The 14,860-nt window shown below is 34.6% G+C and carries 12 protein-coding genes; 1 reads left to right on the plus strand and 11 read right to left on the minus strand.

Translation table 11 applies throughout. The features are described from left to right. Window positions 1-39: 39 nt before the first annotated feature. The 3 genes from I6U48_RS06615 to I6U48_RS06625 form a co-directional block, all read right to left on the minus strand. Entirely contained in the window at window positions 40-2,037 is a 1,998-nt protein-coding gene (locus I6U48_RS06615) for an oxidoreductase (protein WP_218319625.1), read from the minus strand. A gap of 82 nt (window positions 2,038-2,119) precedes the next feature. After that, the gene (locus tag I6U48_RS06620) at window positions 2,120-3,304 is read right to left on the minus strand and encodes an MFS transporter (protein ID WP_218319626.1); all 1,185 of its coding nucleotides are present in this window, start codon (window positions 3,302-3,304) and stop codon (window positions 2,120-2,122) included. An 81-nt stretch (window positions 3,305-3,385) separates the two neighbouring features. Further along, on the minus strand, window positions 3,386-4,495 hold the full coding sequence (locus I6U48_RS06625) for a uroporphyrinogen decarboxylase family protein (RefSeq protein ID WP_218319627.1): 1,110 nt from the start codon (window positions 4,493-4,495) through the stop codon (window positions 3,386-3,388). A gap of 191 nt (window positions 4,496-4,686) precedes the next feature. Here I6U48_RS06625 and I6U48_RS06630 point away from each other — a divergent pair, with 191 nt between their 5' ends. After that, entirely contained in the window at window positions 4,687-6,252 is a 1,566-nt protein-coding gene (locus I6U48_RS06630) for a PucR family transcriptional regulator (RefSeq protein ID WP_218319628.1), read from the plus strand. A gap of 235 nt (window positions 6,253-6,487) precedes the next feature. Here the strand turns inward: I6U48_RS06630 and I6U48_RS06635 are convergent, their stop codons facing one another. The 8 genes from I6U48_RS06635 to I6U48_RS06670 all read right to left on the minus strand — a co-directional run bounded on the left by I6U48_RS06635 (window position 6,488) and on the right by I6U48_RS06670 (window position 14,475). Next, window positions 6,488-6,778, minus strand: a complete 291-nt coding sequence (locus I6U48_RS06635; protein WP_218319629.1) for a phage integrase N-terminal SAM-like domain-containing protein — start codon at window positions 6,776-6,778, stop codon at window positions 6,488-6,490. A gap of 79 nt (window positions 6,779-6,857) precedes the next feature. Next, window positions 6,858-7,046, minus strand: coding sequence for a hypothetical protein (locus I6U48_RS06640; RefSeq protein WP_218319630.1), 189 nt, complete (start codon window positions 7,044-7,046; stop codon window positions 6,858-6,860). Between the two features lie 269 nt (window positions 7,047-7,315). Then, entirely contained in the window at window positions 7,316-8,494 is a 1,179-nt protein-coding gene (locus tag I6U48_RS06645; RefSeq protein ID WP_218319631.1) for an ROK family transcriptional regulator, read from the minus strand. A 130-nt stretch (window positions 8,495-8,624) separates the two neighbouring features. Continuing rightward, complete coding sequence (asrB, locus tag I6U48_RS06650; RefSeq protein WP_218319632.1) at window positions 8,625-9,413, minus strand: anaerobic sulfite reductase subunit AsrB; 789 nt, start codon at window positions 9,411-9,413, stop codon at window positions 8,625-8,627. Continuing rightward, window positions 9,406-10,470, minus strand: coding sequence for an anaerobic sulfite reductase subunit AsrA (gene asrA, locus I6U48_RS06655; RefSeq protein ID WP_218319633.1), 1,065 nt, complete (start codon window positions 10,468-10,470; stop codon window positions 9,406-9,408). The genes asrB and asrA overlap by 8 nt, the downstream gene beginning before the upstream one ends. A gap of 51 nt (window positions 10,471-10,521) precedes the next feature. Next, window positions 10,522-11,184: a TorD/DmsD family molecular chaperone gene (locus I6U48_RS06660; protein WP_218319634.1), complete on the minus strand. Its 663-nt coding sequence runs from the start codon at window positions 11,182-11,184 to the stop codon at window positions 10,522-10,524. Beyond that, the gene (locus tag I6U48_RS06665; protein WP_218319635.1) at window positions 11,185-11,799 is read right to left on the minus strand and encodes a 4Fe-4S dicluster domain-containing protein; all 615 of its coding nucleotides are present in this window, start codon (window positions 11,797-11,799) and stop codon (window positions 11,185-11,187) included. Window positions 11,800-11,802: 3 nt separating this feature from the next. Continuing rightward, entirely contained in the window at window positions 11,803-14,475 is a 2,673-nt protein-coding gene (locus I6U48_RS06670) for a molybdopterin-containing oxidoreductase family protein (protein ID WP_218319636.1), read from the minus strand. Between the last annotated feature and the right edge of the window lie 385 nt (window positions 14,476-14,860).

The following is a 14,860-nucleotide window of genomic DNA, read 5'->3' on the forward strand; positions in this document are numbered from 1 at the left end:
TTATGTTTATCTCTTTAATTTACTATACTTTTTTATATACTATAGCCTTGATGCAACTTCATAAGCATCCCAAATAGCATACATAATATTAGAAACATTTCTTGCATCGCCTAAAAGCCGTATATCTTGTACTTCGTATTTAAGTGAATCATAAAGTTCCTTGTTTGAATTATACCCTATCGCAAGAACTACTGAATCTGTCTCAATTTCTCGCTCACCATTATCTTTTGTATTTACAAGAACACCTTTATTCGTGGTTTTTATAACCTTTGATGAAGTTAGAACATCAATATGGTTGTATTTAATAAGAGCCAATAGCATTCCAAGATTAGCAAAGCAACTTGGGCCATTTGAAGCGAGTAAAGTATCCATTGTTTCAACAATAGTAACCTCTTTTCCCATTTTCTTTAGATAAAGAGCCGTTTCACAACCAACAAGGCCTCCACCTAAAACTACAACCTTATCTCCTGCCTGCTTTTTCCCACAAAGCACATCTGCAGCAGTAAATACTTTACTATTATCTCCTAAATCTAAAATCTTAGGCTTGGAACCTGTAGCAATTATTACAACATCTGCACTGTTGTTTTCGATAACTTCTTTTGTAACTTCAGCATTAAGCTTTATTTCCACGTTCAAATCTTTTAAAGTATTTTCATACCATGCAATAAGTGCTCTATCATCTTCCTTAAAATCAGGAGTCCCCCCTGGAATCAAGTTACCTCCCAAGCGATCTTTACTTTCATAAATTACCGGTTCATGTCCGCGAAGTTTAAGAACTCTTGCAGCTTCGCAGCCTGCTACACCACCACCAACTATCAATACTTTTTTTACTTTAAGAGCTGGTGTAAGAAAGTTAACACTTTCACGGCAAGCTTCTGGGTTTACAGCACAATTAAGGGATCCTGATTTTACCATACGTCCCAAACAGCCTTCATGACAAGAAAGACATGGCCTTATCAAAGCAGTTTTACCTGCACGCAGCTTATTTACATAATCGGGATCTGCAAGTAGAGGCCTTCCAAGACCTATCATGTCACAGGCTCCATCCTCTAGGGCAGAAAGTGCAAGGTCAGGATTGTCCATACGTCCTGCACAGATTATTGGAACATCTACTGCTTCTTTCATTATTTTTGCATATGGTATATATAATCCTTTCTTTTGGTACATAGGAGGATGATTCCACCACCACGAATCATAACATCCTACATCTACATCCAATGAATCATATCCATATTGCACTAGTAACTTTCCTGCTTCTATACCTTCTGGAACATCTTTACCTTTTTCCTCGAATTCTTCACCTGGAAGTCCTCCCTCACGCCAGTCTTTTATAAAACTCTTAGGACTGTAACGTAGTGTAACTGGGAAATCATCACCACAGCATCTCTTTATTTCTTCAACAACTTCACGGGCAAAACGCAGACGATTTTCAAGACTTCCACCATATTCATCGGTACGATGATTAAAAAATGAAATAGCAAACTGATCTAGAAGATAACCTTCATGGACTGCATGAATTTGAACACCGTCAAAGCCAGCATGTTTTGCATTTGCTGCTCCTTCACCAAACATTTTAACAATATGATGTATTTCATCTTTACTCATCTCTCTACAAGTTACATCAACCCATCGATTTGGAATAGCTGAAGCTGATATAGGCGCTCTATTTCCTTTTGGAGGTGGAGCTACTCTACCAAATCCTGCACTCATCTGAAGAAAAACCTTTGAGTCATAAGCATGGATTCGTTCTGTCATCTCGCTGGCAGTTCTTATAAAATGAAGAGGATTATAGGTTGAGCAAGGAACACCAGGCATTTCATGTGGTTCAACTTCGTTTTCTACAAAAGTTACACCAGTTATAATAAGTCCAGTGCCTCCACGAGCACGATCCACATAGTAATCTATTCCTCTTTGATTAAATGCTCCTTCGGCATCGCCAAGTCCCTGAGGACCCATAGGTGCCATAGCAAAACGATTCTTAATTTCAACATTTCCAATTTTAATAGGTTCAAACAATTTTTTGTACTTATAAGTCATAGGTAATCCCCCTTAAATAATTTTGAAAATCTTTAGCTCACTAATTTATTTCTTAGAATATTAAAGTAAATTTATAAATATTTTATTCACTTACCGAAGCATCAACAACTTTAGACTTTGTGAAAACTATTACAAGGAACATAACTGCAGCAGCGCCTAAAATACATGGTGCGGCTATAAACCAAGCAGCTTTAGGGCCTTTAAGTCCAAAGATATTAGTAATAAAAGCTAAAAGTATTGGAGATACAAACTGCCCTAAGCCCATTAATGCAACATATATAGAAAAAGCACGGGCAGAAGCAGCTTTATCAGCAGAGGCTACCAATTTAATACCAAAGTCTGGATTATATGTTCCAAAGCCAAGACCAAATATAATACCTACCATAACATACATTGGATAAGTATTTACACTGAGTAAAATCAAAAACGAAACTCCTACCAAAGCAACAGCAATCACAATAGTAAATCGTTTGAATATATTAAATATTTTTCCATACACTAAGCCGGCAAAAAAGGCCCCTCCAGTAAATGCGGTAAGTACAACTCCAGCTTCAGTTGCATTACCTATTTTTCCTTCAGCCATTACCATTGCTACATTTGTCATAAATGTGAATTGTAAGATATTTAATAAAGCATTTAAAAATGAGAGAATATAAGTTTTTGAGGTCAATTTACCACTTGAAGTACCCCCTTTTGACACCTTTTTGCTTTCTATATCTGGTACTTTAAATGCAATAAATAAACCAATTGGTATTATAAGAAGAAATCCCAAAAAAGCATATCTCCAACTTATTGCAGCTAGCACTCCTCCTAGCATTTGAAACACCACTCCAGCCAAAGCTCCTATTGCAGATTTATAGCCCATCAAGCTTTTAAATTCATCCCCTTGGAACATATCTGCAAGAATTGGTGTAGGAAGTGGGAATAAAAGACCATAACCAGCGCCAAAAACACCTCTCATAATAAGAATAAATGTCATGTTGTTTGAAAACATTGGTAGAATGCCTCCCACAAATTGAAGAATCATGGCAATATACAATATTTTCTTCTTACTCATAAAGCGCTCAAGCTGTCCAGCTACTAAAGAGAATATTACCATCATCAAAGATGGTAAGGCAGCAATCTGTTTTATAAGCTCTGGACTTACACTAGGAAAGGCTCTGGCTATTTCCCCTAGAGCAGGTGTAGTCATACTTGTTGTATACATCAGTAATGCTATTGATAAAACTGCTGCCTTCTCCACAAAACCATACTTTTTCTCTACCATAACTTTCATCCTCCATTAATAATTATATCTAGATTCCTAAATAATTTATTTACTTGTTTTTTAACAATTAAGAAGATTAACTTAGGTACCCATTGCAGCTGCAATCATAGCTTTAATATTCTCAGGTTTTGAGTTAGGTGGTGCACAGCAGCCTGCAGCCATAAAAAATCCTTGCGGTGAAAATTCATCTACAAGTTTTTTACTATAAGCATACACCTCATCTGGTGTTCCTAGTGATAAAAGCGATGGTGAAACATCTCCCATGAAAGCCATATTGCCACCTAGCACATCTTTAGCTTTAAATATATCCGTTGAACTATCAGGATGAAAAATAGCTCTGCCCTTAGGAATATCAAGGAAATAATCAAGGAAACGGCCCCAATCTAAGTCTAGATGTAGATAAATATTAGACCCTTCTTCAATGATTACATCGATAACCTGCTTCATATAGGTCCACATAAACCTATCAAAATTCTTCATAGATAAAAAGTCTCCTGCTCCTCGACCACCGCCTAAAAATACAGCAAAAGGTTTTTGTTCTCGTATTTGATTTCTTAAATTATTTAACCTGTCCACCATAGCTGCATCACATGCTGCCTGTACCTTATCGGGCATTCTGTGTAAATCTCTCATTAATTTGGGTATAGAGCGCCCTCCACTGAAAGCAGCAAAAGGTGTTCCTGACATTACAGGCGTTAATATTACACAGCCTGCATCCGTATATTTTTTTGTAACCTTTCCAGCAATACTTCCATAGTACTTCATCTCTTCCAGTGCATTTCCTAAATTTCTTTTACAATAATCCGCGAAAAAGTAATTCCATCCTTTATCTATAATAATGTCATAATCATCTTCAGTCATGTCACCACGTTCATCTATCTGCCACTGCACATCGTCACCAAGCTCACGACCTGGTACCTTTGTATGAGAAAGCTGAATTGCGCCGTTTATTGGAGGATAGCCAGTTGGACCAATGACACAATCTATGTCACCTATGGCTTTAAGTGAATTTACTACCTTTTCTTCTGCTGATAAATTGTCTGTTACAAGCTCAGATAGTTTTCCCCCTGCATACCTTAACAAAAACGCTCCTGCATGAAGCATAATAGGCGTTCTATCTGTTTTTTCCATTGCAATATTTTTTTTAATTCTTTCCAAATGTTCATTGTAGAATTCTTCATTGCTTTTCATATTAATAATCCCCCCTATATCCATGCTACCAAAGTCAGAATATTTTTACATTGTCACGTTTTGAGAAAATATCAGTAAATCATTGTAAAGATTTACAAATAAAATCGAAAGGTTCTGAAAACTCTAACGTTGTTGAAATCATAACAATGCTCTATAATTAATTTAAACGTTTATATAATGGGGGATAAATAATGTCAGTTCTAATGAGTGAAATTGTTGATAACTTACTAAAATATAATCCTGATTTTAGAATTAAACATGATTCTTATGTAAAATGCTGCAGATTTCTTGATTCCGATACTTTTAAATTAAATTCGGATGATATTTATTTAGGAAATATTTCAGATCTACTGCCGAATGTCTCTTTAAATAAACCTGTAAATTTACTACTTTTCACAGATACAGATTTGCCTGAATATTTAAATAATAATTTCATGATAAATTACATTTTAATTAAACAAAATACAAGCAGCACAAAAATTTTTAATGAGTTACAGGATTTATTTTCTTTTCATGAAACGGAAAGGATTTGTACCCAAAAACTGTTTAGTGCCTTATGCAAAGGCACTAATATCAAGCAGCTCTTAGATACTTGTATGGAAATGCTGGGAAATCCTCTACTTTTGATAGATTCATTCTTATATTTAATTGATTATTCAGGTTTCAGCAATGGTATAGATGAACCTATATGGAAGGAATGTATTGCAACTGGACATATCCCTTCAAAATACATAAATCAACGGAATTTTAGCTTGACAATACGAAATACTATAGATTCAGATATTATGTGGGAAGTTGGTTCTTTGAATCATAAACAGCTGCTGGTCAGAATACGCTCAAATAATACTGTAATTGCCTATCTTAAAGTATTAGAATATAACAAGAAAATCACTAAAGGGGATGTAACACTCATCCATTCGATTTGCAACATTCTAGCACTAGCAATAGAAAAGAGCAGATACAGTTTTTTTATTCCTAAATCTCCTGTTGAAACATTGATAATAAACCTTTTAAAAGGAAACCTGATTGCTGAAACTTCTGTTGAAGAAATAGAAAACCAATTTAAGCGTAACTTATACAATAATTATTACATTTTAAGTTTTTATATTAAAGGTCAAGTTCCTGACTTAACTACAAAGCTCTATCATATGAAGGGACTAATCACCAGCTTCTTCTATTGTTACTATACAGTTATATATAATGATCATGTTGTTACACTTATTGATAAAAAGAAAAAAGACGAACCAGTAATAGACACTACTCTATCTGATTCTTTTATTCAATTATTATCGGATAACCAGCTTACTGTAGGTATAAGCCGACGCTTTCACAATATAATGGATATCTCCAAATTTCATATACAATCAGTTAAAGCTGCTGAATTAGGATTCAAGCTCAACAAAGAGAACAGCCCTTACTTTTATAATGACTATGCAGTTTATCATTTATTCGATACTTACTCTTTTAAAGAAAATCTTGAAGAATTTTGTGACCCTTTAATATTGGAATTAATTAACAGAGATAAAGAGAAAGGAACTTCCTATGCCTTAACTCTCTATAATTATATTCAAAATAATTTTGACGTACAAAAGACATCAAATCTTATGAATGTGCATTATAATACTATGAAATACCGACTTCAAAAAATTCAAGACATTCTTAAAATAGATTTAAACAACAGTAATACTGTATTTCATATTAATATTTCTTTTCGAATCTTAGAACTATTAGGATATGTTAAACTCAAGCTTCATTAACTGAACACATAAAAGGGGCTTCGTTCTATTAGAGAAGCTCAAATCAAAATATTTCAAGATAACTATATAATTTTGTTTTTAATACAATTATGAATCTCCTCAAATAAGAAAAGCAATATTTATGTCTCTTCGTTGTGATACATAAATTTATTAATACTAATACATTTGCGATTTACAATTTATTCTAAAATAAAACTACTAGGCTTAAATTATAAACTCGACTAATCCTCTTTCTCTATTTCTTCCTCAAAAGATAGTTTTTAGGTGCATTTTTATTAGAAAAGAATCTATTAAATACAGCCAATGCACAAAGTCTAACGCTTATAGTCTGTGCTTTTCTCTTCTCTACAAATATTAAATAATTCTTATAACTATTAATAGTTTCACTATCCATTCTCAAATTTTCTTTGTTTTTGCTTACAGAATACCAACTAATAAATTGTTCAATACATCTTGAATAAATTTTAATTGTACTATAGCTTTTATGCTCCTTATACAGTAGATATTTCTCAAATTCCTCTATCATATAACATATCTCCTTTGTTTAATATAAAATTCAACCTAAGTAAAAACCTCTGACATCTGTCGGAGGTCTTTTAATAAAATTAATCTGAAATGTCTTCGTATTCAATCTTATTTTCTGGTTCATTGCAGCCTTCTCCAACTAAGATTCCGGCCACATGACAAACATCACATTGCCCAAACACATCCTGCTTTTCTGCATCTAGACAGTACTTGAACCTCTTTCCACATTTTTCACACTTATAATACATAAAATATGCACCATAACTCATTTTATAAATTCCTCCTTACTACTACGTTCTACTTAACTTTTTTACAAAGTAAATTATATTAATAATAATTTCTTTTTACATTATCCTATTAAATATATCTAGCAATATTTATTCCAATACTATAAGTACTTGCAGCCTTAGTATAAATACCTTTCATAAAATTGTGATACAAAACAGAACAAAGAAAATTTTTAATACATTTAGAAGTGATAACATAAAAGAAGCTGTCTAATTCCAGACAACTTCCTCTATAACCTCAATACCTTAATTTAAATTACATTCTTTTGATAATTGAATATTTCTTCCAATGGTAGAAGTGCTGCTCCTATTATAGCTCCATTTTCCTTCAAACCAGAGCAATAAATTTTGATATTTTCATATCCAAAAAAGTTTTCTGTTAACTTAAGTTTATCAACAGCAACTTTAATAATTTCTTCTGCATATCCACCTAAATCTCCACCAATAACTATACAATCAGGGTTAACAGAAAGTAAAATATTTTCTATACCTACAAACAAATATCTAGCATACTTTTCTACTGCCTGTATTGCATCTATATCGCCATGATTGTAAGCATAAAACAACTCTTCAAGTGAATATCCTTTCTGATTTTTATATTGTTCAAAATAATTAAGTAATGCGTTTTTTGATGCAAACCGCTCCCAACACCCATACCTTCCGCAATTACATTTTATTTTTTCATCTGATACTTTCATGTGTCCAAATTCACCAGCTTTTTTCTTGCGCCCTTTATAAATATAATTCTCTATAATAACACCTGCTCCAATGCCTTCTGCAATCGATACATAAACAAAGTTACCCTCATCTTTTGCATTTCCAACTAACTGTTCTGCATAAGCTGCTGCATTTGCTTCCTTTTCCGCATAAATTTTCATACCTATTTCTTCTTGGAAACCTTTAAGAGAATAGTTCTTAACCTTCAAATTAGGTGCAGATTCTATTAAGATCTTATCATCATCAACTGTGCCTGGAAATACAATGCCTATTCCCAAAATTTTTTTTCTATCCAAAAGGTTATCCTTTATAATTTTTTCAACATGTTCCTTAAGTATTCTTAGAATATTTTCCATCTTCTCGTCTCTACCATATGAAAAACAATCTCTTGTAGTTTCTTTATAGGCTAGGTTCACTAAAACTATATAGGCTTTTGTTGGAGTAATACTAACGCCAAAAGAATACTTTGCCTCAGGAATAAGTTTCACAATTATAGGTTTTCTACCTCCACTAGAAGCTGCAACTCCAGCAATCTGCACTAATCCTTCATCAATTAGAGTCTGTATATATGTGTTAATAGTAGTATGACTTAATCCTAGTTTTGTTCCCAGCTCTAGCTTTGTAATCTCTTCTTTTTCCTTAATTAATCTAATAATTTTCACTTTATTTATTTCACTGATTTGTTCCTGAGTCAACTTTGATTTTCTAAGCAATTAATTTCACTCCCTACAAATTATAAGTCCAAGTTATATGTTTAAATGCCAATTTTATTATATAGTTATTGTTAGTCTTTTACAATTCTCTTTCAAAATATGGCACAAATAATCTGTTTTCAAGTTCTCTTTAGTCAAGTAAGTCCTTAGCTTTTGTATAGTTAAAAACTGGTCCCTCAAGACAAACATAGGTTTCATTTATTTTACAGTGACCACATTTTCCAACTGCACAGGACATCTTTCTTTCAAAGGAAACCCATATTTTAGATTCTTCCACGCCATTTGCAAGTAACTCCTTAGCAGCAAAATGCATCATAATTGGAGGTCCAACGATTACTACATTATAGTCTTCAAAGGTATTAAGTGGAATCTTCTTAATATGTTCGGTAACCATTCCAGTCTCAAATCCATCTGCTTTACTATTGTCTAAGGTATAAATTGTATTGAACTTAGTTTTAAATTTTTCAAGTTCATCATGAAACAGAACACAGTTAACGTCTTTAAAACCTGAAATTAAATTGACAGATTTAATTTCTTCTGAGTGATCGTAAAAATAGTTCAAAATAGTTTTTACTGGAGCCATACCGGTACCACCAGAAATCACTAATAAATCCTTATTCTTAAATTCATCAACTGGAAAGGAATTACCGTAAGGACCTCTCATAAACAGTGTGTCTCCAGATTTTAAACCGAAAATCCCCTGAGTAAGTCTGCCCACTTTTCTAATAGTGAACTCAACCCATCCATCTCCCTTTCCACTTACAGATATTGGAGCTTCTCCTACCTTAGGAATTGATAACATGAAGAATTGTCCATGCTTAGTTTCAGCATCACATTCTACCCTAAAAGTATATTCAGCATTGGTTTCATGAATAACACTTGTAATTTTATGAGGTTTTGGTAACGTAATATTATTCATTATTAGCCTCCTCTCTGGTTGTCTCTTTTTCTCTTATTATTTTTTCTACCTCTTCGCTTAAGCAATTAATAGTATCAGAAAAGGAAATCTCTTGTGGACATCTATTCACGCATCGTCCGCAACCTACACACATATGTTCACTTTCACCAAAACGATTGTTGTAATCATAAACCTTGTGTAAAATTTTAAATCTCATCCTTTGTCCTGCTGTTTTTCGAACATTGTGTCCACCAGCCATAGTTGAATATCCTTCAAGCATACAAGATGACCAGACTCTTCTTCTCTCTCCATCACGGCTGGTTTCATTATATATTATGTCAGTTGTATCAAAACAACTACATGTACCACAAACTGTATTGCAGCCGCCACAGCTTAAGCATTTATCATTAAAACTCTCCCACAATTCTAAATCATGAATTTTTTTCAAAAGGTCCATACTATTGATTTTGGGCAATTTCACCTTTTTTTGATTTTCTTGAACAAATTCAGGAGTAAATTCTCTTGTTGTTTCCTTAGTAAAGTACTTTCCAAATTCATCATCCTTCGCTTCTATAAGCAAGCCGTTATCTTCAAATCTTACAGCTGCACTATAGTTGTCTGTCTGATTTGAACCCATAGAAACACAGAAACAGTTATCCCAGCCTTCTCTACATTCTATCATGAAAATCTTTAATTTATCACGTAACCTTTTATAATAGTTATCTTCTTCATTACCATTTTTAAGAAAAATATTATCCAGCCTCTTAATAGCATTAATATCGCAGGGACGAGCAAAGAGTATGATATCCTTGCTGTCATAAGTACTGCTTTCACTACAATTATTCTCAGTAAAATAAAGAAGTGTCTGACTAATAGGGTAAAAGACTTCTTTTGGTGAAAAGTCAGATTTTATATCATAAACAATATCTGACACCGACTTGATTTCACCATAACGTATTAAATCGGTATTAGGCTTCCAACCTCGCTTTTCAAAGCGCTTTGGAGCATATATCTTGTATTCTTTTTTTAGTTCATTAATTGTTTTGTTCATTCTTTCTAAGCTCACATAGTAACCCAATGACTACCCCTCCTATCTTTCTCTAAATTGTTTTATTGCAAATATTTACAGTTAATTCATTAAACTTTCAAGGATCTTACAGTCTAAGTGCAAGTATTCATTAGTAATTTTACCAACTGCTTTATAAAATTCTGTACCCGCATGTCTTTCTACATCAGTACAAAATTTAGGAATCCAGTTTAATAGATGTTCACTTAGAAAATCCACCTCTTCCTTTAAACAGGATAAAAACCCTAACTCATCTTGTGTATCCAAAATACATTGTGCTTCTTTACATAGGAAAGCCATAAATTCCAGTTCTAAAGATATATGGTCTTCAAACTTGAATTTTTCCTCATTTTTTCCGAGGCCCTTTGCTGAATATATGGCCATAACTTTATCCCGTGCTTCCTGCATCATAATTCTCTTTTGGCTGGTATACACTGATTCATATGGAAATGCAGCAGAACCTTCTGCTATCCCTGCACCAAGAAAAACTTTTGCATAATCTACAGCTAAATCAGTCAAAGGATCGCTCCCACATTCCTCAAGATAGCCTTTAAGCATTTCGTATCCTTCTCTAAGTTCAGTTTCACAGCATTCCATAGGAAAGCTCATAACTTTCATTTTTTCAAGTAATGTCTGATCCACTTCTTCTCTATAGAGACGCCCTAAAAAACGATACAAATTCTCACGGTTTGCCATAAGTTTCAAATACTCTGATTTATTATTCACTTACTTTTCCCTCCAATTCTGTCCTTGACATTCCTGTGGAATAACATCAACCCATTTTGCATTACGCAAGATGTACCTAACAGAAGGGTTGTTTCCCGAATTACGAAGGGTGTATACATTCTCGCTGCCAGCTTCTTTTAGTGCTATTGACACATCACTTTCTGGATCGTTAATATCGCCAAAAATCAACGATCTGCCTGAACAGTTTTTTACACATGCAGGCTTTTCACCAATTTCCCTCAAATGAACACACTGAGTACATTTATCCGCTACTCTCATTTCGTTATTGAAGTTATTTATTTCATAAGGGCAAGCTCTCATGCAGCTCTTGCAACCGATACATTGTTCCTTATCAATAACAATAACTCCATCATCACTGCGTTTATAGCAAGCTCCTGTTGGACAAACCTTTACGCAAGCAGGATCAGCGCATTGTTGACACATCACTGGCAGAAAATACATTTCTAGCTCTGGATAGGTTCCTGTAGGACCTATTGTCAGCACCTTGTTTCTTGAAGAACCAAGAGCGACTCCGTTTTCCATCTTACATGCCACTTGGCATCCCTTACATCCAATACATCTATCTAAATCAACTACCATAATATTTTGTACCATTTATTACTTCACCTCCTCTGTAGTGTCAGATGGCTGAGGTAGCCATGTTTTAAATTCTTCAGGTTTTAACCAAATACCTTTTGGCGGTCCATCTGCTTTCGAAACCTTTACTAAAAAACCTCTCAAAGTGTAAGTACCTACAACATCATTAAAGGGAGCATCCTCTTTTGTAAGCATATTAACATTCATTTCTTTCCAACCGTGAGTTTCCGTATTTAATGTTTCTGGATTCCAAAAACGTTCCATATAAACAGTGCCAGGATTAATCCCCTCTGTTACACTAGCAACGGCCCTAATTTTTCCACGTTTCGATTCTACCCAGACCCAGTCACCTTCAGAAACACCGTAAATTTCTGCAGCTTTTGGATGAATCCAAAGCTCTGGCACCGGATATATCTCCCTTAGCCATGGAATATTTCTTAATGTATTATGATGATAAAAAGGAACTCTTCCACCTGTCATAACCAAAGGATACTCTTTTGCCAGTTCGCTTCCAGGAAGTGGACTTTCATGTGGTTCCAAGAAGTATGGCAATGGATCATAATCTTTCGAAGCTGGAGGCAGCTCACATCCGCTGAAAGGCTGTCCTGTTCTTCCTAGTGTGATCATACTTTCCACATAAAGTTCACATTTCTTAGATGGTGTATTAAATCCTGCAGGCTTACCTGTTGTAGAATTAATCTCTTTATATACATAATACCTTTTCCACTCATCCTTCGGCATGTACTCATAAGGTGATATTTCTTTTAACTTTTTCCATGTCAGCCCTATTCTGCTTAAGAAATGATCAAAGATTTCATCTACCGAATCCCAATAAGCAAGGTCATCTCCCATATATTCTGGATCAAAGGCCTTCTTACATTCCTCATGTCCAAGTTCTCCGCATCTTTTTGCAATTTTTGACCAGATTACTGTTTCATCTATTGTTTCCCAAAGATGTGTCGTAGCTTGTCTTGCAACTAAGGTATTGCAAGTTTCTACCAGCATATCTGTCTCTAACCATTCTTCAGTAGGCAGAAGGATATCAGCATAAGCAGAAAAGGATGTCGGATACATATACATATGTACAATAAAATCCAATTCTTCAATGGCTTTTACCCATTTCTGACTATTTGCAACAGAAGCTAACTTATTACCAGAACGGTCTATCCATACTCTTGGCTTATAAGGTTCCCCAGTAAGAATTGCTTCTAAAATACTGGAAGGATGACCTGCATACCATATGTGAAGTCCCTTATGTTCAATTCCTCCAAGACGTTTTTTTAATTGCTCCTTCGGAAGTCTGTTTACAGCTATCGGTACAGGGTAATTAGGCATATCAAAAGTGCCACTTGTTTTAAAACGCTGCATCAATGTTCCTGGTTTTTCAACATTTCCCATTAATAAATCTATAATTGCTGCTGACATTGCTGCCTGTACTGAGTTCGGTGTCTGGTCGGTAGCAACGCCTAGAGCGATAGCACTAGGAGTATTTTGAGCAAATATATTTATAGCCTCTTCAATCTTACTTGCATCAAGCCAACAAGTTTCTGCTGCCTTTTGAAGAGTAAAAGACTCTACTCTCTCTTTTAAAAGCTGAAAGCCAGTTTTGTACTGTACTCCATTTACCATAAAATCGCCTTCTAATGCAGGAGATAACTTGTCATTCCATGGATATTCCAGTGGCTGCACAGAATTAGTTTTTGTGTCCCACACCATAAAAGTATCAGGAATTCCTGGAATTCTACTTTTTTCAGCTCGTAATAACATATTAGTCTTCACATCCACAAGATACGGAAGATTTGTCCACTTCATCACAAACTCCTGATCGTAAAGCTCCTTGTCAATTATGTATCTTATCCAGGCTAACATAAGTGCTACGTCAGTCCCAGGCCTTATAGGCAGCCAAACGTCAGCCTTAGCTGCATCTGGAGTAAAACGTGGATCGATTACAACTGTCTTTACTCCTTTGGCTCGAATATCCACAACGGCACCTCCGCCACTTGCAGGACAAGAGTAAGAAGGAGCAGTTCCCCATAACACCAAAGTTTTCATTGGCGTTTCTTCTGGAAAGTAAAGTTCCAAAGCATTTGAGTCTGCGATACTAGGGTCAACACCGCCATACATCATAGTATAGGCTAGCACACGTGGCAGATAACATTGGGCACAACCTGGTTCAAACCAGTTTGGAGTACCAAATATATTGCAAAATCTCGCAATACTCCAAATTTCAGGATTTCCGCCCCCTCCAGTAGATGCAAATACAGTTTCTGCACCGTATTTTTCACGGGTTTCCATAAGCTTTTTAGCAATAATATCAATAGCTTCATCCCAAGAAATACGCTTCCATTTATTCTCACCACGTTTACCAACTCTCATCATTGGATATTTATTTCGATTAGGATGATAAAGAGCCTGTATACCAGATAGTCCTTTAGCACACATTCTCCCTTTGCTCATAGGATCTTCTGGATTTCCTTCAAGCTTAACTACTCGTCCATTCTTAACATGAGCAATAACACCACAATTGGCAATACATGCTCTGCAAGCTGTTTTGATAATTTTAGTCTCAAATTTTGATTCACTTTTTGCTGCCTCACTTTTTTTTAGCCCGGTGGAATCATCTAAGGCTGCTGTAATTCCTATTATGTTTGTTGCACTAAGGAAATCTTTTGAAGTTGACTTTTGTTGTTGCATCTTCTTCCTCCTTTTTTATCTCAATAAGGCTAAACAGCTTAATATTCTATGCATTTCAAGTAGCTGCTGAATGCCAAATCTAGAATATATACAAATATAATTTTATTATATTCGTATCCTTAACTTTTGCAATTGATTTTCAAAAGTATTTATAACTATACTTCCAACTTACTACAATAAACCAAGTAGATAACTAAAAGTAACATTCTACTTGGTTTTATAGATAAACACGGCCGACACTTAACTATACTACGAGAATTATTGGTAATAATTGAGAGATACAAACATATTTCTAGAGGACAATTGACAAAGGACATAGGACAGTGAAGGTAAGTTTTCTTCCTTACGTCAGAAAGCTAATTTATTTTTTAGGCTTGTTTTGTGA

Origin of the sequence: Clostridium thailandense (assembly GCF_019207025.1) — a bacterium.
GTDB classification, from domain to species: domain Bacteria; phylum Bacillota; class Clostridia; order Clostridiales; family Clostridiaceae; genus Clostridium_AM; species Clostridium_AM thailandense.

Coding starts and splice junctions, on each gene's coding strand:
- I6U48_RS06665 (WP_218319635.1), bottom strand. CDS start 11,799: ATGGTACAAAATATTATGGTAGTTGATTTAGATAGATGTATTGGATGT.
- I6U48_RS06615 (WP_218319625.1), bottom strand. CDS start 2,037: ATGACTTATAAGTACAAAAAATTGTTTGAACCTATTAAAATTGGAAAT.
- I6U48_RS06620 (WP_218319626.1), bottom strand. CDS start 3,304: ATGGTAGAGAAAAAGTATGGTTTTGTGGAGAAGGCAGCAGTTTTATCA.
- I6U48_RS06630 (WP_218319628.1), top strand. CDS start 4,687: ATGTCAGTTCTAATGAGTGAAATTGTTGATAACTTACTAAAATATAAT.
- I6U48_RS06640 (WP_218319630.1), bottom strand. CDS start 7,046: ATGAGTTATGGTGCATATTTTATGTATTATAAGTGTGAAAAATGTGGA.
- asrB (WP_218319632.1), bottom strand. CDS start 9,413: ATGAATAATATTACGTTACCAAAACCTCATAAAATTACAAGTGTTATT.
- I6U48_RS06635 (WP_218319629.1), bottom strand. CDS start 6,778: ATGATAGAGGAATTTGAGAAATATCTACTGTATAAGGAGCATAAAAGC.
- I6U48_RS06670 (WP_218319636.1), bottom strand. CDS start 14,475: ATGCAACAACAAAAGTCAACTTCAAAAGATTTCCTTAGTGCAACAAAC.
- I6U48_RS06625 (WP_218319627.1), bottom strand. CDS start 4,495: ATGAAAAGCAATGAAGAATTCTACAATGAACATTTGGAAAGAATTAAA.